The 20,655-nt window shown below is 73.9% G+C and carries 16 protein-coding genes; 12 read left to right on the top strand and 4 right to left on the bottom strand.

The window, feature by feature from the left end:
- Positions 1-115: 115 nt before the first annotated feature.
- The 3 genes from JHAT_RS24375 (at position 116) to sucD (ending at position 4,162) form a co-directional block, all read left to right on the top strand.
- Entirely contained in the window at positions 116-1,195 is a 1,080-nt protein-coding gene (locus JHAT_RS24375; protein WP_077800391.1) for a hypothetical protein, read from the top strand.
- 872 nt (positions 1,196-2,067) lie between these two features.
- Complete coding sequence (gene sucC, locus JHAT_RS24370; protein ID WP_077800390.1) at positions 2,068-3,249, top strand: ADP-forming succinate--CoA ligase subunit beta; 1,182 nt, start codon at positions 2,068-2,070, stop codon at positions 3,247-3,249.
- A 28-nt stretch (positions 3,250-3,277) separates the two neighbouring features.
- Entirely contained in the window at positions 3,278-4,162 is an 885-nt protein-coding gene (sucD, locus tag JHAT_RS24365; RefSeq protein ID WP_077800389.1) for a succinate--CoA ligase subunit alpha, read from the top strand.
- 116 nt (positions 4,163-4,278) lie between these two features.
- Here sucD and JHAT_RS24360 read toward each other — a convergent pair whose 3' ends face one another.
- Entirely contained in the window at positions 4,279-5,304 is a 1,026-nt protein-coding gene (locus JHAT_RS24360) for an RNA polymerase sigma factor (RefSeq protein ID WP_375603587.1), read from the bottom strand.
- Between JHAT_RS24360 and JHAT_RS24355 the strand changes: the two genes are divergently transcribed.
- Positions 5,239-6,864, top strand: a complete 1,626-nt coding sequence (locus tag JHAT_RS24355) for a DUF6350 family protein (protein WP_253195589.1) — start codon at positions 5,239-5,241, stop codon at positions 6,862-6,864. The two genes, JHAT_RS24360 and JHAT_RS24355, sit on opposite strands and share 66 nt — an antisense overlap.
- 6 nt (positions 6,865-6,870) lie before the next feature.
- Here the strand turns inward: JHAT_RS24355 and JHAT_RS24350 are convergent, their stop codons facing one another.
- Positions 6,871-7,656, bottom strand: coding sequence for a hypothetical protein (locus JHAT_RS24350; protein ID WP_077800387.1), 786 nt, complete (start codon positions 7,654-7,656; stop codon positions 6,871-6,873).
- Positions 7,657-7,962: 306 nt separating this feature from the next.
- On the opposite strand from JHAT_RS24350, the gene purN reads away from it, so the two are divergent.
- Entirely contained in the window at positions 7,963-8,601 is a 639-nt protein-coding gene (gene purN, locus JHAT_RS24345; RefSeq protein WP_077800386.1) for a phosphoribosylglycinamide formyltransferase, read from the top strand.
- Positions 8,598-10,166, top strand: a complete 1,569-nt coding sequence (purH, locus tag JHAT_RS24340; protein ID WP_077800385.1) for a bifunctional phosphoribosylaminoimidazolecarboxamide formyltransferase/IMP cyclohydrolase — start codon at positions 8,598-8,600, stop codon at positions 10,164-10,166. The genes purN and purH overlap by 4 nt, the downstream gene beginning before the upstream one ends.
- 183 nt (positions 10,167-10,349) lie before the next feature.
- On the opposite strand, the gene JHAT_RS24335 is transcribed toward purH, so the two are convergent.
- Positions 10,350-10,997, bottom strand: a complete 648-nt coding sequence (locus tag JHAT_RS24335; protein WP_077800384.1) for a hypothetical protein — start codon at positions 10,995-10,997, stop codon at positions 10,350-10,352.
- Between the two features lie 294 nt (positions 10,998-11,291).
- Between JHAT_RS24335 and JHAT_RS24330 the strand changes: the two genes are divergently transcribed.
- The 4 genes from JHAT_RS24330 (at position 11,292) to JHAT_RS24315 (ending at position 16,193) form a co-directional block, all read left to right on the top strand.
- Complete coding sequence (locus tag JHAT_RS24330) at positions 11,292-12,146, top strand: bifunctional methylenetetrahydrofolate dehydrogenase/methenyltetrahydrofolate cyclohydrolase (protein ID WP_077800383.1); 855 nt, start codon at positions 11,292-11,294, stop codon at positions 12,144-12,146.
- 13 nt (positions 12,147-12,159) lie between these two features.
- Positions 12,160-12,657, top strand: coding sequence for a DUF3017 domain-containing protein (locus JHAT_RS24325; protein WP_253195592.1), 498 nt, complete (start codon positions 12,160-12,162; stop codon positions 12,655-12,657).
- Positions 12,658-13,275: 618 nt separating this feature from the next.
- Positions 13,276-14,547 carry an XRE family transcriptional regulator gene (locus JHAT_RS24320; protein WP_077800381.1) on the top strand — a complete coding sequence of 424 codons (1,272 nt, stop codon included), beginning with the start codon at positions 13,276-13,278 and terminating at the stop codon, positions 14,545-14,547.
- 656 nt (positions 14,548-15,203) lie between these two features.
- Positions 15,204-16,193: a malate dehydrogenase gene (locus JHAT_RS24315; RefSeq protein ID WP_077800380.1), complete on the top strand. Its 990-nt coding sequence runs from the start codon at positions 15,204-15,206 to the stop codon at positions 16,191-16,193.
- 300 nt (positions 16,194-16,493) lie between these two features.
- On the opposite strand, the gene JHAT_RS24310 is transcribed toward JHAT_RS24315, so the two are convergent.
- Positions 16,494-17,903 (bottom strand): MFS transporter, encoded by a 1,410-nt coding sequence (locus tag JHAT_RS24310; RefSeq protein WP_077800396.1) that lies wholly within the window; start codon positions 17,901-17,903, stop codon positions 16,494-16,496.
- A gap of 107 nt (positions 17,904-18,010) precedes the next feature.
- Between JHAT_RS24310 and JHAT_RS24305 the strand changes: the two genes are divergently transcribed.
- Both JHAT_RS24305 and JHAT_RS24300 read left to right on the top strand, forming a co-directional pair.
- Positions 18,011-18,916 carry a LysR family transcriptional regulator gene (locus tag JHAT_RS24305; protein ID WP_077800379.1) on the top strand — a complete coding sequence of 302 codons (906 nt, stop codon included), beginning with the start codon at positions 18,011-18,013 and terminating at the stop codon, positions 18,914-18,916.
- Positions 18,917-19,129: 213 nt separating this feature from the next.
- Positions 19,130-20,650, top strand: a complete 1,521-nt coding sequence (locus tag JHAT_RS24300; protein ID WP_077800378.1) for an aldehyde dehydrogenase family protein — start codon at positions 19,130-19,132, stop codon at positions 20,648-20,650.
- Positions 20,651-20,655 lie beyond the last annotated feature (5 nt).

Below are 20,655 nucleotides of genomic sequence, written 5' to 3'. Positions count from 1 at the left end.
CTTTTCCGTGCAGCAAAACGGACATGACTACCCATCGGTAACAGGGGGCTTGCGCGACCTTGGGAGTGTCGTGCGAGGATCTCGCGTCCGTTCGGTGCACGAAGGAAGCTTCCCCTTGACGTCCTCAGCCGCCCTGCCCGGTGCCGCTCTGCGCGTGATGCGCACCGCGGCCGGGTGGCGTGCGCTGCGGCTGGTGCTGCTGGTGGGTGGGTTGTTCCTGCTCGGCGTGGTCTGCGGGGAGCGTGCGCAGGCGGCCGAGGAAGCGCCGGCGGTGCCGGATGCCGTGGGCAGGGTGCTGGACGTCGTTCCGGTGGAGCGGGTACCGGCGTCCCTGGCCCTCAAGGCGCCGCCCGCCTCTCAGGTGCCGCCCGCCTCCGAGATGCCGCCCGCCTCCGAGGCGTCCCCCGCGGCACCGGACACCCGCCCCGGCCGTGTCGTCGGTCCGTCGGTGCTGGACGCCGTCCGCCCGGTGACGGGTCTCGTCGTCCGCACCGTGACGGACCAGGTCGTGCGGCCGGCCGGTGACGTGGTGGGGACGGTGACCGAGGAGCTCGACGAGGTCGTGCGGGCGGAGGTGCCGCTGCTGGAGGTTCTGCCGCAGCTGCCGACGTCGCTCTCCCTGCCCCCGGTCCCTTCGTCGCCCTCGCTGCCGACGCTGCCCGACGCCTCCGACTTTCCCGGCGCCTCCGACCTGCCGGGTGTCTCCGAGCTGCCCGACGGCTCCGACCTGCCGGAACCGCCCGGTGGGCCGATTCCGGACGACCGGGGGCCCGCCCCCGCGACCGCGACCGCGCCGCCGACCGCTCCGGACGCCGGCGCCTCCGGGGCCACCGGCCCCCGGGCCGTCTCCGGCGGCCCGGCGACCAGGGGTCCGGCGGACGCGGTGACCGTCGCGTACGGGCCGGAACCGGACGGGAACGGCGGGACGCGCCTCACGACGGCGCACGACGACGCCCACGGGGTCACGTCAGGTCCCCCCACTCCCGCACCGGCCCACCACGCGCCCGCCGGCGGCGCCGACGGTGTGCTGGGGAGCGGCACGGGTGCCGACGGCGGCTCGCCGCGCCACGGCGACGCCCACGCGATCGCCCCGCTCCACCAGGTACCGGTCCGGCTCGTGCCCGGCGCCGTGGCGCACTCCGACGCGCCCGAGCCCCGGGAGCGCTACCGGGACATCCCCGTCTCCCCGGCCTAGCACGCGCGTCGCACGTCGCGCGCCATACGCCCGGGCGGCCCTTGCCCGCCGGATGGACGGAAGCACCCGGAGCCGTACCCGGAGCCCCTGACCACCGGTCGTGAGCCGGCCGTCTCCGACGCCCCGACCGCTTCCGGCACCCCGGCCTCTCCACCGACCCGTCCGTGGCGTCGGCTGGTCACCCGGCAGGTCACCTGACCGGTCACCCGACCGGTCGCTCCGGGCCGGGCTCGGGACGCGCGACGAGCAGCCGCACCGCACCGCCTCCGCCCCCTCCGCCCCGCCCCCGCCCGCACGCCGATCCGCCGTGACGGCAGCGGCACCGGGGAACGGCGCTGGGGAACGGCACCGGGGCGGACGAAGACCCCGCGAGGTCTCGGGACCCGGACGGACGGCCGAAAGCCGTCGGCGGTCCGTCCGGGCCGTCACCCCGCGGATGTGCCGGAGGTCCCCATTGGGGTGGGGACCAGCCGGCCCGCGCCCCGCAGGAACCCACACACGGCACCCGCGGAGCGCGACGACGGACCTCACCGGGCCAACCCCAACCCGGTGAGGTCCCCCTCCCCCCTCCCCGGACGACGCCCAGGCCGCACCCCCGTCCACCCCGTCCACCCCGCCCACCCCCCATCCGCACCCCCTCACACACGGCACCCCGTGCCAGTGAGCGCGGCATCATGTGACAGGTATCACCGCTCAGGTGTGACCCGCGATTTAGAGACCCCCCGCAACCGGCGATAACCTGCGAGACGGACATGCCGCGCGCTCGGACACCGTGTGCGCCCCCCTTGTGACTCAGAGCGGACGTCACGTTGCCCTCGCGGCACGCCCACGCATCCAACGAACCGCGAGATCACTGATAGGGACGGAAGCGCGTGGACCTGTTCGAGTACCAGGCGAGGGACCTCTTCGCCAAGCACGATGTACCGGTGCTGGCCGGTGAAGTCATCGACACGCCTGAGGCGGCGCGCGAGATCACCGAGCGTCTGGGCGGCAAGTCCGTCGTCAAGGCTCAGGTGAAGGTCGGTGGCCGCGGCAAGGCCGGTGGCGTGAAGCTCGCCGCCACCCCGGACGAGGCCGTCGCCCGCGCGACGGACATCCTCGGCATGGACATCAAGGGCCACACGGTCCACAAGGTGATGATCGCCGAGACCGCTCCGGAGATCGTCGAGGAGTACTACGTCTCCTTCCTCCTCGACCGTGCCAACCGCACCTTCCTCTCCATCGCCTCCGTCGAGGGCGGCATGGAGATCGAGGAGGTGGCCGCCACCCGTCCGGAGGCCGTCGCCAAGACCCCGATCGACGCGATCGACGGCGTGACGCCCGAGAAGGCGCGCGAGATCGTCGAGGCCGCGAAGTTCCCGGCCGAGGTCGCCGAGAAGGTCGCCGACGTCCTGGTCAAGCTGTGGGACACCTTCATCAAGGAGGACGCCCTCCTGGTCGAGGTCAACCCGCTGGCCAAGGTCGCCTCGGGCGAGGTCATCGCCCTGGACGGCAAGGTGTCGCTCGACGACAACGCCGAGTTCCGTCACCCCGACTTCGAGGCCCTCCACGACAAGGCCGCGGCCAACCCGCTCGAGGCCGCCGCCAAGGAGAAGAACCTCAACTACGTCAAGCTCGACGGCCAGGTCGGCATCATCGGCAACGGCGCGGGTCTCGTCATGAGCACCCTGGACGTCGTCGCGTACGCCGGTGAGAAGCACGGCAACGTCAAGCCCGCCAACTTCCTGGACATCGGTGGCGGTGCCTCCGCCCAGGTCATGGCGAACGGCCTCGAGATCATCCTCGGCGACCCGGACGTCAAGTCCGTCTTCGTCAACGTCTTCGGTGGCATCACCGCCTGCGACGAGGTCGCCAACGGCATCGTCCAGGCGCTGAAGCTCCTGGAGGACCGCGGCGAGAAGGTCGAGAAGCCGCTCGTCGTCCGCCTCGACGGCAACAACGCCGAGCTGGGCCGCAGGATCCTCACCGACGCCGACCACCCGCTGGTCCAGCGCGTCGACACCATGGACGGCGCGGCCGACAAGGCCGCCGAGCTGGCCCACGCCGCCAAGTAAGCACTCAGGACGAGGACACCAACACACCATGGCTATCTGGCTCAACAAGGACAGCAAGGTCATCGTCCAGGGCATGACCGGCGCCACCGGCATGAAGCACACCAAGCTCATGCTCGGCGACGGCACCAACGTCGTGGGCGGCGTCAACCCGCGCAAGGCGGGTCAGTCCGTGGACTTCGACGGCACCGAGGTACCGGTCTTCGGCACCGTCAAGGAGGCCATCGAGAAGACCGGCGCCGACGTCTCCGTCATCTTCGTGCCGGAGAAGTTCACCAAGGACGCCGTCGTCGAGGCCATCGACGCCGAGATCCCGCTGGCCGTCGTGATCACCGAGGGCATCGCCGTGCACGACTCGGCGTCGTTCTGGGCGTACGCCGGCAAGAAGGGCAACAAGACCCGGATCATCGGCCCGAACTGCCCCGGCATCATCACCCCGGGCCAGTCGAACGTCGGCATCATCCCGGGCGACATCACCAAGCCGGGCCGCATCGGCCTGGTCTCGAAGTCCGGCACGCTGACGTACCAGATGATGTACGAGCTGCGTGACATCGGCTTCTCGACCGCCGTCGGCATCGGTGGCGACCCGATCATCGGCACCACGCACATCGACGCGCTCGCCGCGTTCGAGGCCGACCCCGAGACCGACCTGATCGTCATGATCGGCGAGATCGGCGGCGACGCCGAGGAGCGCGCGGCCGAGTTCATCAAGGCCAACGTGACCAAGCCGGTCGTCGGCTACGTCGCGGGCTTCACCGCGCCCGAGGGCAAGACCATGGGCCACGCCGGCGCCATCGTCTCCGGTTCGTCCGGCACCGCCCAGGCGAAGAAGGAGGCCCTGGAGGCCGCCGGCGTCAAGGTCGGCAAGACGCCGACCGAGACGGCCAAGCTCGCCCGCGAGATCCTCGCCGGCTGAGCGACCCGCACCGCACGAGTGGGCCCGCCCCCCGCACAAGGGGGCGGGCCCACTCGGCGTTCCGGCCGGTCTCACCCCGCTCGGTCTCACCCCGGCAGGTCTCATCCCGGCCGGTCTCACCCCGGCCGGGGCACCAGCCTCTCCGGCCCGTCCTGCAACTGGTCCCGCAGCTTCCGGCGCAGCTCCAGCTCCCGGTCCGACAGCGCGCCCGGCGCCACCCGGGTCGGCACGCCGCGTACCGCCTGTCCCGAGGGCACGGACGGTTCGTAGTGCGTGGGAGCCGTGCGCAGCGTCAGGGCCGTGGTGCCGATCAGGGCGGCCGTGAAGGCGATCGCCGCCCGCGTCCAGAGCCGTGCCCGGCGTTCGCCGCCCGTCCGCACCGTCGGCGGCCGGGACGCCCGCAGCCGCTCGGTGGACGCCAGTTCGGCCAGTCGCCGGTGCAGCGCCTGCGGGTCGCCCAGCTCGGGCAGCCGGTCCGCGACGGCCTCACGGGCGCGCAGCAGCCGGCCGGCCGCCGTCGGGGTGCTCGCCTCCGTCTCCGCGGCCGTCTCGGGCAGGCCGAGGCCGACGCCGTCGTACAGAAGGAGCGTGCGGCGGCGCGGCGGGGGGAGACTCAGCAGGACGTTCAGCAGGGTGCGGTCGCCGGGCTCGGCGGGCGGCGGCTCCGGCTGCCGGTGCCGCCGCCGGAACCGGTGCCAGGGGGAGAGGGCGTACTCGTGCGCCGTCGCCCGCACCCAGCCCACCGGGTCCCGGTCCCGGGCCACCTCGGGCCAGTGTTCCCAGGCGAGTTGGAAGGCCCGCTCCACCGACTCGCGCGCCAGCTCGCGGCGGCCGGTCAGCAGGTACGTCTGGCGGACGAGAGCGGGGGCGCCGAACTCGTACAGCGCGTCGAAGGCCTGAGCGGGCGTCAGCGCGGCGGTCTCGCGCGGGTGCCGGTGCGCCGCGGGAGGAGGGGGCGGGGGCGCGGCGCTCCTCTTCACAGGACACCCTTTCGTACGAAAAAGTACATAAACATATATTGAACGACACAACGGTGCTTTGCCCGTTACGCCGCGAAAGCGCGTGTCGTTGGGAGCATGGCGGGCGTGATCCAGACGACCGCTCGCCGAGCCCCGCTGTCCCTGCTCCGCACCCGGTGGCACGACCGGGCGCCCGGGATGGCCGCCGGCCTCCTGGGCGGTGCGTTCGCGGCGGCCCTGGGACTGGCCGCGATCGCGGTGCTGGTGACGGTGCTGTGGATCAGCTCGCCGTACCCCGACCGCGGGCCCGGCGACGCCCTGCACGTCGCCGCGGCGCTGTGGGTGCTGGCGCACGGCGCCGAACTGATCCGCACCGACACGCTCTCCGGCGTCCCCGCGCCCGTGGGCGTCACCCCGCTGCTGCTGCTCGTGCCGCCCGTGTGGCTGGTGCACCGGGCGGCACGGGACGCCACGGACCCCGGGGACGGCGTGGGGGTGGCCGTGGGGGCGGGCGCGAAGGCGGGTGTCGGCGTGCGCCTGGGCGGCGCCGGGGGGCGGGACGACGGGCCGCACCCCCTCTCCGCGCGCCTCGCCTGGGCGGGGGTCGTCGTGGGCTACCTCTCCGTCGCCGCGCCCGTCGTGCTGTACGCGGCGGGCGGCGGACTGCGGCCCTCCCTGGGCCGGACCGCGGTGTGCCTGCCGCTGGTCACCATGGCGGCGGCGGGCGCGGGCGCCTGGACGGCGTTCGGCCGCCCCGGCGGGCCGGTGGGACGGGCGTTGCGCGTGCTGCCCCGGAACCTGCGGGACCTGCTCGTGGAACCGGACACCCGCCTGGGCGTCGCGACGCGCGCCGCGGCCGCGGGGGTGGCGACGCTCGTCGGGGGCGGGGCGCTGCTGCTCGCGATCTCGCTGGTGTGGCACGGCGGCGCCGCCCGCGGGGCGTTCCTGCGGCTGAGCGAGGGGTGGTCGGGGCAGTTCGCCGTGCTGCTGCTCTGTCTGACGCTGGTGCCGAACGCGGCCGTCTGGGCCGCGGCGTACGGCCTCGGACCGGGCTTCGTGCTCGGCACCGGGCACGTGGTGGGGCCCCTGTCCTCCGCGCCGGCTCCGCTGCTGCCGCCGTTCCCGCTGCTGGCGGCGGTCCCGGAGGCGGGGGTCGGTACGCCGCTGCACTGGGCGGCGGGGGTGGTGCCGCTGGCGGCGGGAGCGGCGGTGGGGTGGTTCACGGCGCGGGTCGCCGCGGCGGGGGGCGGGCCGTCGGGGTTCGCGACGACGCAATTCGTGACGGCGGGGTTCGCCACGACGGGGACGGGCCGGGAGAGGTCCCGGGACGGCGGCGGGGAGGGCGGCGGGGACGCGGGCGACGACGGTGCCGGCGAGCCGTGGACCGTGCGACGGACCGCTGTCGCGGCCTGGACGGCCGCGCTCCTGTGCGGGGGGACGGTCGCCCTGCTGGCCGCGTGGGCGGGCGGGCCGCTCGGGAGCGCGGGGCTGGCGCGGTTCGGGCCGGTGTGGTGGCAGGCCGGGGGCGCGGCGGTGGCGTGGGTGGGGGTGGTCGCCCTACCGGTGGCGGTGCTGGGACGGTGGTGGCTGTGCCGGGGGGGCGGGGGCGGTCGCGTCCTCGAGCGCTGGACGGGCTGGTGGGAACGGGCGGTCGCGTCCTCGAGCGCTCGACGGGCTGGTGGGGTCGGGGGCGGTCGCGTCCTCGGGCTCCTCCGGCGGAACACCCCCGGGACAGGGCGGTGAGGGGGGTCAGTCCTCCGTGCCCAGGACGTCGCGCAGGGGTTCCGGGAGCAGCTTGCCGCAGGTCTGCTCCGCCTCGTGGGTCAGGGCGTCGTCCTGGCAGGTGTAGTAGTCGCTGTAGACCAGCTGCGCGGTGAAGGACGTGGCGACGAAGAGGAGGGCCAGGGAGGACGTGACCAGGCCGCTGATCGCGGCGGTCCGCTGGGGGCGGGTGTCCTGGGGGGCGGCCGGGGCCGGGGTGTCCGGGTCGGTGGCCGTGCGGGGCTTGGCGCGCAGGGAGCTGATGCCCCAGTACAGGGCGAGGGCGCCGAGCAGCAGGGCCACGTACTGCCAGGTGAAGAGCGCGAAGAACAGGGCCCACATGCCGCACAGCAGGGCGTAGCGGGCGCGTCGCTGGGCGGGGTCCGTCGGGTCCCAGCGCGGGCCCCCGCCGCCCCCCGGGCCCTCGGGGCCGGAGCCGCCGGGCCGCTCGCCGAAGCCGCCGGAGGAGCGCCCCGGCTGGCGGTCGCTCCACTGACGGCCCCACGAGGAGTGCCCGCCGCCCTGCGGACCCTGCGCGCCGTCGCCGCCCGACGGGTGCCGCGGCTGCCAGGGGCGGTCCGGCGAGCCCTCCGGGGGCGGGGCGAAGGGATTGTCGTCCTGGGGGGTGCCGTCGCCCTGCCCGTCGCCGTTCTTCCGGTCCGAGGGCGCGTCGGACGGCGTGGAAGGGCGTTCCCGCAGCAACACGGAGCTGCGCTGGTCTGGCTGCGCCGACTGCTGGGGGAGCGTGAGCAGTCGCAGGCTGCGGTCCGGCATCAAGTGAGCGTCTTCCCCTTGGCGATAACGAACGGGCGGCAACGGAGCGGAGGGCACGAACGGGACGGTACGACCGGTGAACGTGCGGCACGTGGATCCCGTTCCCCGTCCGGCTCCCCGCAGACGCTACCTGTCGGCCCGGCCCCCGTCCCGAGGGGGCCGTCCGGTGTGCCGGTATCGTTGCTGACGGTCGGCCGCTTCGTAGACTTCCCCGTATCCCGGGGCGCGAAGCATTCGTAGGTTCGTATGAACCGGCGGATGCGGGGCCGACCGCACAGACCCGCTCCCCCGAGAAAGGCCCCCACCGTGGCCGCCAAGCCCGTGGCCCAGCGAGCCAAGCGCCTCGTCGTGCTGGTCTCCGGATCCGGTACGAACCTGCAGGCGCTCCTCGACGAGATCGCCGCCACCGGCGTCGAGGCCTACGGAGCCGAGATCGTGGCCGTCGGCGCCGACCGCGACGGCATCGAGGGCCTCGCGCGCGCCGAGCGCGCCGGGCTGCCGACCTTCGTGCGGAGGGTCAAGGACTACGGGACCAGGGAGGAGTGGGACGCGGCGCTCGCCGAGGCCGTCGCCGCCCACGAGCCGGACCTCGTCGTCTCGGCCGGGTTCATGAAGATCGTGGGGAAGGAGTTCCTCGCGCGGTTCGGCGGGCGGTTCGTCAACACCCACCCCGCCCTCCTCCCCAGCTTCCCGGGAGCCCACGGCGTGCGGGACGCGCTCGCGTACGGCGCCAGGGTCACCGGCTGCACCGTCCACTTCGTCGACGACGGCGTCGACACCGGGCCGATCATCGCGCAGGGCGTGGTGGAGATCCGGGACGAGGACGACGAGAGCGCTCTGCACGAGCGCATCAAGGAAGTCGAGCGAAGGCTGCTCGTCGATGTCGTGGGGCGGCTCGCCCGCAACGGCTATCGCATTGAGGGACGAAAGGTAGTTATCCAGTGACCGCCACCGCCGAGAGCAACAAGCGGGCCATCCGTCGCGCGCTCGTGAGCGTCTACGACAAGACCGGGCTCGAGGACCTCGCCCGCGGGCTCCACGAGGCCGGCGTCGAACTCGTCTCCACCGGCTCCACCGCCGGCCGCATCTCCGCCGCCGGCGTCCCCGTCACCAAGGTCGAGGACCTCACCGGCTTCCCCGAGTGCCTGGACGGCCGGGTCAAGACCCTGCACCCGAAGGTGCACGCGGGCATCCTCGCCGACCTGCGCCTGGAGAGCCACCGCCAGCAGCTCGACGAGCTGGGCGTGGCGCCGTTCGACCTGGTCGTGGTGAACCTCTACCCGTTCCGCGAGACCGTCGCCTCGGGCGCCACGGCCGACGAGTGCGTCGAGCAGATCGACATCGGCGGCCCCTCCATGGTGCGCGCCGCCGCCAAGAACCACCCCTCCGTCGCGGTCGTCACCAGCCCCGACCGGTACGCGGACGTGCTCTCGGCGGTCAAGGACGGCGGCTTCGACCTGGCCGCCCGCAAGCGGCTGGCCGCCGAGGCGTTCCGGCACACCGCCGAGTACGACATCGCCGTCTCCTCCTGGTTCGCCTCGTCCTACGCGCCCGCCGACGACTCGCAGTTCCCGGAGTACCTCGCCACCAGCCTGGAGCGCGCCCACACCCTGCGCTACGGCGAGAACCCGCACCAGCCCGCCGCCCTCTACACCGCCGGCACGGGCGGCCTGGCCGCGGCCGAGCAGCTGCACGGCAAGGAGATGTCGTACAACAACTACACGGACACGGACGCCGCCCGCCGTGCCGCGTACGACCACGCCGAGCCCTGCGTCGCGATCATCAAGCACGCCAACCCGTGCGGCATCGCGATCGGCGCGGACGTCGCCGAGGCGCACCGCAAGGCGCACGCCTGCGACCCGCTGTCCGCCTTCGGCGGCGTGATCGCCGTCAACCGCCCGGTCTCCAGGGAGATGGCCGAGCAGGTCGCCGAGATCTTCACCGAGGTCATCGTCGCGCCGGACTACGAGGACGGCGCCCTCGAAGCCCTCACCAAGAAGAAGAACATCCGCGTCCTGCGCTGCCCCGAGGGCCCGTCGCACCCCGTCGACGTCAAGCCCATCGACGGCGGCGCCCTCCTCCAGGTCACCGACCGCCTCCAGGCCGAGGGCGACGACCCCGCCACCTGGACGCTGGCCACCGGCGAGGCCCTGTCCGAGGCGGAGCTGGCCGAGCTGGCCTTCGCCTGGAAGGCCTGCCGGGCCGTCAAGTCCAACGCCATCCTCCTCGCCAAGGACGGCGCCTCGGTCGGCGTCGGCATGGGCCAGGTCAACCGCGTCGACTCCGCGAAGCTCGCGGTGGAGCGGGCGGGCGCCGAGCGCGCGCAGGGGGCGTACGCCGCCTCCGACGCCTTCTTCCCCTTCCCGGACGGCCTGGAGATCCTCACCGCGGCCGGCGTGAAGGCCGTGGTCCAGCCCGGCGGCTCGGTCCGCGACGAACTGGTCGTGGAGGCCGCGAAGAAGGCCGGTGTGACGATGTACTTCACCGGGACGCGGCACTTCTTCCACTGAGCGGCGGCACGAGGGGCCCGTCGGCGTCGGCCGACGGGCCCCTCGTCCGTGTCGTGCGGCGGGTGGCTTCGGCGGCCGCCCACGCCGTACGAGGGCGACGCGCCAGGGCCGTGTCCCCCTCGTACGGGTGGGACACGGCCCTGGGAAGTGGTCGGCGCGGACGGTTCGGCCGCCGCACGGCCTTCAGTAGCGCGGGCGGCTGAACCAGGCCGTGCCGCTGGAGACCACCGGCGCGGCGGTGATGATGGCGCCGAAGACCACCCAGATGAGCGGGAAGATCACCATGCTGGCCAGCCCGGAGTCCAGGCCGACGAAGAGCAGGAGCAGGCCGGCGATGGTGCCGAGAGCGCCGTAGACGACGGTGGTGATCCGCACGCCCTGGCCGCCGCGGCCGAACTTGACGCCGAGCGTGATGGACAGGGCGGCCAGGCCGAGGGCGATCAGGGCCAGGATCACGAAGGCGCCGGTCGCTATGTCACTGCCGTCGCTGAACGCGCTGAACGGGTCGTCGGAGGAGGAGCTCAGGTCGTCGGCGGCGTCCGAGACGTCGCTGGCGAACGCCGCGAGGTACAGGTAGACCAGGCCGAAGAGGATCTGGACGGCCGAGATGATGAAGAGGAAGACCCGGGCCGTCACCAGCAGCCCCGGCATCGACTGCGGCAGCATCGGGTTGCCACCCGGGTAGCCCGGGTAGGCCGGCTGCTGAGGGAAGCCGTAGCCCGGCTGGGGAGCGGCGGGCGGCTGCTGGGGGAAACCGTAGCCCGGCTGGGGAGCGGCGGGCGGTTGTGCGGGCGGGGGCCCGTAGGGATTGTTCGGGTCGCCGAAACTCATGGCGGTCCTTCCTCCGATGTGCTCCGTGTGCGGGGACGCGCGGCACGGCTGGGAGGAATTTCTCCAGATGGTTGCGGTCCGTCCCCCCGGTACTGCCCGCGGCACTGTGCCGCACCATCGTTCTCGACCGTCACGGGCTTGTCCAGCCGGATTCGCCAGGCGTTGTGCAAGTGCAACATCGCTGATCAAGGCCGGACACGGCGGGGCCCGTCCCCCGTGTCCGGAGTCCTGCGGCAGGCGCCCGCGGGCCGGACGGATTGGAACCGGGGGCCGGTCATCCGCGAGGATGGGGGCATGACCGCCCAGATTCTCGATGGCAAGGCCACCGCAGCCGCGATCAAGTCCGAACTGGCCGCCCGTGTGGCGGCGCTGAAGGAGAAGGGCGTCACGCCCGGCCTCGGCACCGTCCTGGTCGGCGACGATCCCGGCAGCCAGAAGTACGTCGCGGGCAAGCACCGCGACTGCGCCCAGGTCGGCATCGCCTCCATCCAGCGCGAACTGCCCGGCACGGCGACCCAGGAGGAGATCGAGGCGGTCGTCCGCGAGCTGAACGAGGACCCGGCCTGCACCGGCTACATCGTCCAGCTGCCGCTGCCCAAGGGCATCGACGAGAACCGCATCCTCGAACTGATGGACCCGGACAAGGACGCCGACGGCCTCCACCCGATGAACCTCGGGCGCCTCGTCCTCAACGAGCCCGCCCCGCTGCCCTGCACCCCCAACGGCATCCTCACCCTGCTGCGCCGCTACGGCGTGGAGATCAAGGGCGCCGAGGTCGTGGTCGTCGGCCGCGGCGTCACCATCGGCCGCCCGATGCCGCTGCTGCTCACCCGGCGCAGCGAGAACGCCACCGTGACCCAGTGCCACACCGGCACCCGCGACCTGTCCGCCCACCTCAAGCGCGCGGACATCATCGTCGCCGCGGCCGGCTCCCCGCACCTGGTGCGCGCCGAGGACGTCAAGCCCGGCGCGGCCGTCCTCGACGTCGGTGTCTCGCGCAACGCCGAGGGCAAGATCGTCGGCGACGTCCACCCGGACGTGGCCGAGGTCGCCGCCTGGATCTCCCCGAACCCCGGCGGCGTCGGCCCGATGACCAGGGCCCAGCTGCTCGTCAACGTGGTCGAGGCGGCGGAGCGCAGTGCCGGCTGAGGGACGCAGCGCGGTGCCGGCCGAGGAGAGGAAGGGGACCGGGGGCGACGACGGGCGTCCGGAGGACGAGCTCACCGTCCGGGACCCCGTCAGCGCGCCCGACGCCGAAGGCAGGCCGCGGCGCGTCACCCGGCGGTTCCCGCTCTTCACGCGGGACACCGCGCGTCCCGAGGGCGGCGGCCGGGCCGCGCCCCGTGACGCCCCGGCGCCCGCCCGGCAGTGGCCGGTGCTCACCGTGGTGGGCCTCGTCGGGATCGGCCTGCTGCTGACCGCGCTGGACGTGTTCCGCTGGGGGACGCTGCTGATCGGCGTCGCGCTGCTGGTCGGCGCCGCGCTGCGCTGGGCGGTGCCCGACGTCGGCATGCTGGCGGTGCGTTCACGCTTCACGGACATCGCCACCTGTACCGTCCTCGGTCTCGCCATCGCCCTGCTGGCGTTGATGGCACAGCCCGATCCGGTGCTGCAGATCCCGTTCCTGAAGGACGCCCTGCACTTCACGGTCAGCCGGTAACCGGCCCGCGTACGGCGGCCCGTCCTCCACCCCCGTGGGAGAAAGGGCCGCCGTCGTGATCAACCCTCCTGCACGCGGAACGCCCTGTTCAACGCCTGGCGGGACGCTGTGGCACGGAAGTGACCGTTCCGCTACGGAGTACGTGAAAGACGGGACCCTCGTGCCCGGCGTGACCGCACATGTGCGTTCCGTGTGCCGAAGTGTCGACAAATTCGCGGATGTGCCCCAAGCCGTGCGACGACGGGGCTAGCGTGGCCGAACGGGTCGATCCGGGCGTTCCGTACGACGGCCGGGGTGTCCCGTGCGGCGGCCGGGGGGTGTTCCGCGCGGCGATCGGGGGCGTTCCGTACGACGCTGGGCGTTCCGTACGGCGGCGGGGGTTCCGTTCGATGCACGGGAACGCCGATGGGACACTGGACCGCGGACCAGCGCGTGCGACGGTGCGTGTTCGCGACCTCCGTGTTCCTGTGCGCCCCCACCCCGGGAACTGGGATCCTGACCCGGCGCATCCCCGTGGGTAGCCGGAACGGGGACGCGCCGCGGGACGCCGCGCGCGAGGACCACGGGGACCGAGCGGGGAAAGAAACAGCACGTCACCGGGGGAAGAGGGGGGAAGTGATGCCTCGTTGGAAGGCTCTGCCGGAGGAACTCGATCCGCAGATCGGGGAGTTCGTCGGCCAGTTGCGCCGACTCGTGGACCGCAGCGAGCTGAGCATCGCGTCGCTGGCCGACGCGACGGGCTACAGCAAGACGTCCTGGGAGCGCTATCTGAACGGCCGGCTGCTCGCGCCCAAGGGCGCGATCGTGGCCCTGGCGGAGGTCACGAGGACCAACCCCGTCCACCTGACCACCCTGTGGGAACTGGCCGAGCGCGCCTGGAGCCGCTCGGAGATGCGTCATGACATGACCATGGAGGCCATCCGGATCTCGCAGGCGCGTGCCGCGCTCGGCGAGCTGGGCGCGCCCGCGACCGGTTCCAAGGGCGGCCGGGGCGGCAAGTCGGGCCGGCACGGCGGCGGTGCGGCGCCCAAGCCGGGGATCGCCGGGCCGGGCGGTGTGGCGCCCACGCTGCCGCCGGCGTCGGTCCCCGCGCAGCCGACGGCCGCCGACAGCCCCGACTCGGCCGCCGGCCCGGTCCGGGGCGGCGGTGCGCCCGGCGGGCCCCCGGCCACGTCCTCCGGCGGGCCCTCCGACGGCAACTCGTGGGGGCTCGCGGGATACCGGGGGCCGTCGCCGACCGGCGAGCGCGCGGCGCGCCAGGGCGCCGGGACCGGAGCGGGGGCGTACGCGGGCGGCGGGGCCGCCACCGCGCCGGTGCCGGAGCGGCACGGCGCCGCGGACGCGTACGGCCTGCCCCCGCGGGGCGGTTCCGGGACGCGGAACGGCGCCCCGGGGGGCGGCAAGCGGATGGGGACGTTCGTCGCGGGTGCCGTCGGCGTGCTCGTCGTGGCCGCCGGCGCGTTCTTCCTCCTGAACGGCGGCGACGACAAGGAGACCGAGAGCGCCAAGCCGTCCCCGTCGCCCACCGTCAGCGCCAGCACCCAGCTGCCGCCCGGGGTGAAGTGCGCCGGGGACCAGTGCACCGGCAAGGACCCCGAGGCCATGGGCTGCGGCGGCGACCTGGTGACCACCGCCGCGAAGGCCACCGTCGGCACGGCGTCCGTCGAGGTCCGCTACAGCAAGACCTGCGGCACCGCGTGGGCCCGCGTCACCCAGGCCGGCCAGGGCGACGAGGTCCACGTCAGCGCGGGCGGCGGGAACGAGCAGACGGGCAGGATCACCGGCGCCGGCGTCACGGCCGCGTACACCCCGATGGTGGCGGTGAGAACCGCGGACGAGGCCAAGGCGTGCGTGACCCTGGCGGCGGGCGGCCGGGGCTGCACGGACTGAGGCACCGGCCCCGCCGGAGCCCCGACCACCCGGAGGCGGAGCCCCGACCGCCCCGAGGTGGCCCCCCTGGGACCGGAGCGGGGACGCCGGCGGTGCACCCACCCGACGACGGCCGGGTACCCCGCGCCGCGGTCGCGCCGGGATCCGCCGACACCGTCGGGCCGGGCGCGGCAGGCGCCGGACCGCGGCGCGCGCGGCGAGGCGTTGGGCCGTTCGGTGGAGATCGCGAAGATGCGGAAGAAAAACTTCCCGGCACAGGCATGGCCGACGCCCCCGGGGGCACGCGACAGATGTCCCCCCACGGGAGTCCGGCAACGGTCCCCGAACGGCGGTCGCCCCAGTCCCTCCCTCTCCCGGACGGGCGGCCGCCTCTCCCTGTCCGTACCGGCGTGCGGCCCGTGCCCCCTCCGGACGACGGACGACCGGACCACCGGACGCCGCCCTGTGGGCCGGGCCACACCGACCCGGACGTGCCGGACACCGCGGGCGCGATAGCCTGACCGCTGGATCTCTCTTGACGCCAAGAGATCGATCATCCGTCGGTGATCCATCCGTACCGGCGATCGATCATCACGGCGGTCCGGTCACGAGCCGGAGCGGGATCCCGCACCCCGGGGCAGGGACGCCCCACCGCCAGCTGTCATACGGAGAACGCCATGACCCGCACTCCCGTGAACGTCACCGTCACCGGCGCGGCCGGCCAGATCGGTTACGCCCTGCTCTTCCGCATCGCCTCCGGCCAGCTGCTCGGCGCGGACGTGCCGGTCAAGCTGCGCCTCCTGGAGATCACTCCGGCGCTCAAGGCCGCCGAGGGCACCGCGATGGAGCTGGACGACTGCGCGTTCCCGCTCCTGCAGGGCATCGAGATCACCGACGACCCGAACGTGGCCTTCGACGGCGCCAACGTCGCCCTCCTCGTCGGCGCCCGCCCCCGCACCAAGGGCATGGAGCGCGGTGACCTCCTCGAGGCCAACGGCGGCATCTTCAAGCCGCAGGGCAAGGCCATCAACGACCACGCCGCGGACGACATCAAGGTCCTCGTCGTCGGCAACCCGGCCAACACCAACGCCCTGATCGCCCAGGCCGCCGCCCCGGACGTCCCGGCCGAGCGCTTCACCGCGATGACCCGCCTCGACCACAACCGCGCGCTGACCCAGCTCGCGAAGAAGACGGGCTCCACGGTCGCCGACATCAAGCGCCTGACCATCTGGGGCAACCACTCCGCCACCCAGTACCCGGACATCTTCCACGCCACGATCGCCGGCAAGAACGCCGCCGAGGTCGTCAACGACGAGAAGTGGCTGGCCGACGACTTCATCCCGACCGTCGCCAAGCGCGGCGCGGCCATCATCGAGGCCCGCGGCGCGTCCTCCGCCGCCTCCGCCGCCAACGCCGCCATCGACCACGTGTACACGTGGGTCAACGGCACCGCCGAGGGCGACTGGACCTCCATGGGCATCCCGTCCGACGGTTCCTACGGCGTCCCGGAGGGCCTGATCTCCTCCTTCCCGGTCACCTGCAAGGACGGCTCGTACGAGATCGTCCAGGGCCTGGACGTCAACGAGTTCTCCCGCGCCCGCATCGACGCCTCCGTCAAGGAGCTGTCGGACGAGCGCGAGGCGGTCCGCGGTCTCGGCCTCCTCTGATCCGACCTGGTGTGCCCGGCGCCGGTGCGCTACAGTTGATCACGCACCGGCCGCCGGAGAACGGCACCAGGTGATGCGTTGGTGGTCCAAGGAAAGACGCCCCGCTTCCTGCGGGGAAATGCAGGTGCAAGGCCTGCCCGGCGCTCCAGCACGAGGCCCGTCCCGCTCACGCGGGGCGGGCCTCGTCCCGTTCCACGGGCCCGTCGACCGGACGCGGTGTCTTCCGCTCCCCGGGCCGGAACTCGGCACCGTCCGCCGCGTCCCGGCCGGAGGCGTCGGTGTGTCCCGGTCGGGCGGAGGTCAGGCCGCCGGTTCCTTCACCGGTGGCGCGGGCGTGCCGGGAGCCGGGGCGCCGGGGGCGGGGCGGCCGGCGCCGCGGTGGCCCGCCACCACGACCGCCGTCGCGACCAGCACCGTCAGACCGACCGTGCGCAGGGCCGGGCCCATGCCGGTCGCGAACCCGGTGTGACCCGCCAGGGCCGTGCCCGCCACGGCGACGCCCAGGGCCGCGCCGATCTCGCGGGCCGCGGTGCCGAGGCCGGAGCCCAGCCCCGCCTGGTGCGGCGGAAGGGACACCACCACGCCCAGGGTGAGCGCCGGCATCGCCAGGCCCGTCCCCGCCGAGATGACCAGCAGCCAGCACGCCCACAGCGGGTAGGGCGTGCCCGCGTCCGCCGTGGACGCGGCCAGCAGACCCAGTCCGATCAGCGCGAGCCCGGCGCCGACGACCGGACGGGGACGCGCCGACCAGCGGGCCGCGAACTTCGGGACCAGGGCCATGCCGGCGATCAGCGGGACGATCGCCACGCCCGTCACCGCCGGGGCGAACCCCTTCACCTCCTGCAGGTACTGCGAGTTGACGTAGAACAGCGCGAACAGCCCGAAGAAACCCGTCGCCAGGCCCAGCGTGGTGGCCCGCAGCCCGCCGGAGCGGAACACCCGCGGGTCGAACAACGGGGCACGGGAGCGCAGGGCGTGGACCGCGAAGCCGGCCACCAGCAGGAGGCCGGCGCCGAACGCCGACAGGATGCGCGGCGAGGTCCAGCCGTGACCGGGGCCCTCGATGATGCCGAAGAGCACGGCGACCAGTCCCGCGGTGAGCAGCGCCGTGCCCAGCGGATCCGGACTGCCGGTCGTGGAACGGGCCGTGCGCGGGGTCGTGAGCGACACCGCCACGGCGAGCACGGCCGCCAGCGGCACCATCACCCAGAACAGGGCCCGCCAGGACAGGAACTGGCCGGCCAGGCCGCCGCCCAGATTGCCCGCCAGGCCGCCCACGCCGATGGCCAGCGTCCAGGACGCCATGGCCTGGGCGCGGCGTTCGGGCCCCGCCAGGTGGACCAGGATCGACATCGTCGCCGGGGTGATCAGCGCGGCCCCGGCGCCGGACACCCCCCGGCCGGCGATCAGCAGCGCCGGGGCGGACGCGAGCGCACTGGTCGCGGCGCCCGCGGCGAAGAGGGCCAGCCCGGCGAGCAGGGCGCCCTTGCGGCCGTGCCGGTCGCCGAGCGCGCCCGCCGGAACGAGCAGACCCGCGAAGACGATGACGTAGGCGTCGACCGTCCACAGGACCTCGGTGCGCGAGGGGTGCAGGGACGACGAACCCAGTTGCGGGATGAGGAGGTTGACGGCGGCGACCATGCTCTGCGCGACCAGTACGCAGGCGCACAGGGTCAGCAGGGTCGAGCGTTTCAGGGCGTGCGCGGGCACGGCTCCTCCCGGGAGCTGGAAGACGAGTGGGATGCGCATGCTGGGATGCGCTGTCACCGTAGGCTCGGGGCCGTCCTGTACTCCAGTGCAACCTTCGCAAGGAATGAATGCGCGTGACGCAATCCGCGGGGATCGACCTCAACCTGCTGCTCGCCCTGGACGTGCTGCTGGAGGAGCAGAGCGTCCAGGGCGCCGCCCGCCGACTGCACCTGTCCGAACCCGCGATGAGCCGCACGCTCGGCCGTATCCGCAAGGCGCTCGGCGACCCGGTGCTGGTGCGGGCCGGGCGGCGGATGGTGCCGACGCCGCGCGCCCTCGCCGTGCGCGCCGAGGTGAGCGCCGTGGTGGAGCGGGCGCGGGCGCTGTTCGCGCCGGCCGCCGACACCGACCTGCGGACCGTCAGCCGTACGTTCACGATCCTGTGCCACGACACCCTGCCCGCCGCCCGGGGCGCGGTCCTCTTCGCCCGCGCGGCCGAGGAGGCGCCCGGCATCCGGCTGCGCTTCCTCAACGAGAGCCACGTGGACGCACCGTTCCTGCGCGAGGGCACCGCCGATCTGGAGGTCGGGATGGTCGACTCCACCGCGCCCGAGGTGCACGTGGAGATCGTGCGCGAGGACCGGATGATGGGGGTCGTGCGCGCCGGGCACCCGCTGCTGGCGGGGGAGTTGACCGTCGAGCGGTTCGCGGCCGCCGATCACCTCATCGTCTCGCGGCGCGGAAGGCTGCAGGGCCCCATCGACACCGCCCTCGCCGAGCGCGGGCTGCGGCGTCGGGTGACGGGCACCGTCGGCACCTTCCCGTCCTCGCTGTTCGTGCTGCGGGAGACGGACCTGGTGGGGCTGATCACCTCCTGGAGCATGCCGCTGGCCGACACGCTGGGCCTCGTGCCCTTCGAGATCCCGCTGCCCCTGCCGCCGCTGCGGCTCGGCCTGGCCTGGCACCCCCGCCACGACGCGGACCCGGCGCACGCCTGGCTCCGCGCGACGGTGGGCGACCTGCTGTCCCCCTGAGCGGCGTCCGTCGCCCGAGACCCGGCTCCGCCCGGCGCACCGGCGCCGTCGCGCCCCGTTTGTCCGTTGATATCCCCGATTTCCGTGAGGCAGCGCACTTTCGGTGACGGATTCCGCATGGCTCTGGGGGGTACGGGCATGCGCTCACGGTCCCCGTGGGTGACACGGATGTGACACACGGGCACCGAACGGAACGGAAGGCACATACCGATCATGGCGGACCACACACAGCAGTACGCGGGGCGGACCCACCACGTGGGAGGGGAATGGCGGGGCGCCGTCTCGGGGGCCACGCGCGAGATCCTCGACCCCGCGGACGGCTGGCCGTTCGCCGTGGTCGCGGAGGGCGACGAGAAGGACACCGACCTCGCGGTGGCCGCCGCACGGCGCGCCTTCGACGCCGGCGACTGGCCGCGCACCCCGGTCGCCGAACGCGCCGCCCTGCTGCGCCGCGTCGCCGACCTCCTCGTCCGCGACCGCGAGGAACTCGGCCTGCTGGAGAGCCGCGACGCGGGCAAGACCGTCGAGGAGGGCCGGGTCGACATCGACTGCGTCGCCGACGCCTTCCGCTACTTCGCGGACCTGGTCGCCGGCGAGGCCCCCGGCCGGGTCGTCGACGCGGGCTCACCCGAGATCCACAGCGTCGTCGTGCACGAGCCGGTCGGCGTCTGCGCGATGATCACGCCCTGGAACTACCCGCTCCTCCAGGCCAGTTGGAAGATCGCGCCCGCGCTCGCCGCCGGCAACACCTTCGTGATCAAGCCCAGCGAGATCACCCCGCTCACCACCGTCGCCCTGATCGACCTGCTGGTCGAGGCCGGACTGCCCGCAGGCGTCGCCAACATCGTCACCGGCCCCGGCCACACCGTCGGCGCCCGGCTCGCCGAGCACCCCGACGTCGACCTGGTCTCCTTCACCGGCGGCCTGGTCAGCGGCACCAAGGTCGCGCGGGCCGCCGCCGTCACCGTCAAGAAGGTCGCCCTGGAACTCGGCGGCAAGAACCCGAACGTCGTCTTCGCCGACGCCTGCGAGACCGAGGAGGGCTTCGACACCGCCGTCGACCAGGCCCTCAACGCCGCCTTCATCCACAGCGGCCAGGTCTGCTCCGCCGGCGGGCGCCTCATCGTCGAGGAGTCGGTGCGCGAACGCTTCGTCGCCGAACTCGCCCGCCGCGCCGCGCGGATCCGCCTGGGCCGCGGCACCGTGGACGGCGTCGAGTGCGGTCCGCTGGTCTCCGAGCAGCAGCGCGCCAGGACGGAGGACTTCGTCGCCTCCGCCCTCGCCGAGGGTGCCGTGCTGCGCTGCGGCGGCAAGCGCCCCGAGCCGTCCCCCGAGCGGCCCGAGGGCGGCTACTTCTACGAGCCGACCGTCCTCGACCAGTGCCACCGCGAGATGCGGGTCGTGCGGGAGGAGGTCTTCGGGCCGGTCCTCACCGTGGAGACCTTCCGCACCGAGGACGAGGCCGTCGCCCTCGCCAACGACACCGAGTACGGGCTCGCCGGCGCCGTCTGGACCGCCGACGCGGGCCGCGCCCGCCGGGTCGCCGGCCGGCTGCGCCACGGCACCGTCTGGATCAACGACTTCCACCCCTACCTGCCGCAGGCGGAGTGGGGCGGCTTCGGCAAGAGCGGCGTCGGCCGCGAACTGGGCCCCGCGGGCCTGGCCGAGTACCGCGAGACCAAGCACGTCTACCAGAACCTCGCACCGAAGCCCGTCCGCTGGTTCGCCGGCTGACCCTT

This window comes from Streptomyces sp. JHA26, from assembly GCF_002005565.1.
GTDB lineage: Bacteria > Actinomycetota > Actinomycetes > Streptomycetales > Streptomycetaceae > Streptomyces.
The sequence above is the reverse complement of the archived record's forward strand: the minus strand, read 5'-3'. Positions and strand labels throughout refer to the sequence as shown.

Excerpts from the sequence above, each read along its gene's own strand:
- sucD (WP_077800389.1), top strand. The coding sequence starts at position 3,278 with ATGGCTATCTGGCTCAACAAGGACAGCAAGGTCATCGTCCAGGGCATG.
- JHAT_RS24355 (WP_253195589.1), top strand. The coding sequence starts at position 5,239 with ATGGCGGGCGTGATCCAGACGACCGCTCGCCGAGCCCCGCTGTCCCTG.
- JHAT_RS24350 (WP_077800387.1), bottom strand. The coding sequence starts at position 7,656 with ATGCCGGACCGCAGCCTGCGACTGCTCACGCTCCCCCAGCAGTCGGCG.
- JHAT_RS24335 (WP_077800384.1), bottom strand. The coding sequence starts at position 10,997 with ATGAGTTTCGGCGACCCGAACAATCCCTACGGGCCCCCGCCCGCACAA.
- JHAT_RS24330 (WP_077800383.1), top strand. The coding sequence starts at position 11,292 with ATGACCGCCCAGATTCTCGATGGCAAGGCCACCGCAGCCGCGATCAAG.
- JHAT_RS24320 (WP_077800381.1), top strand. The coding sequence starts at position 13,276 with ATGCCTCGTTGGAAGGCTCTGCCGGAGGAACTCGATCCGCAGATCGGG.
- JHAT_RS24315 (WP_077800380.1), top strand. The coding sequence starts at position 15,204 with ATGACCCGCACTCCCGTGAACGTCACCGTCACCGGCGCGGCCGGCCAG.
- JHAT_RS24305 (WP_077800379.1), top strand. The coding sequence starts at position 18,011 with ATGCGCGTGACGCAATCCGCGGGGATCGACCTCAACCTGCTGCTCGCC.
- JHAT_RS24300 (WP_077800378.1), top strand. The coding sequence starts at position 19,130 with ATGGCGGACCACACACAGCAGTACGCGGGGCGGACCCACCACGTGGGA.